Here is a 246-nt window from a genome sequence, read left to right on the forward strand (position 1 = left end):
TTAAAGTCACTGTCGCGCCTATTTCATCACTAGAGCCCGTTATCGTTGGCGTTGTATTATTGGTTGCCGTGATTGGATCAATATCAAACGTGGGCGCTTGTGTATCAATCACGCCGCCGGTTTCTGTATCACTGGCGGTATTACCGGCTGCATCCGTCACGCTGGCATCTACCGTAAACGCACCTTCGGCTAAATCAGTCGGTACATCCACTGACCACGTACCATCGGCTTGTACTGTGGCAGATA

At 50.4% G+C, this 246-nt stretch carries 1 protein-coding gene; it reads right to left on the minus strand.

Annotated features, from left to right (window positions below):
* Nucleotides 1–246 (minus strand): Ig-like domain-containing protein (locus B5G52_RS22145; RefSeq protein WP_254911269.1); only part of this gene is annotated, 246 nt, incomplete at both ends.

The organism is Pseudoalteromonas sp. A601 (assembly GCF_002165575.1).
GTDB lineage: Bacteria > Pseudomonadota > Gammaproteobacteria > Enterobacterales > Alteromonadaceae > Pseudoalteromonas.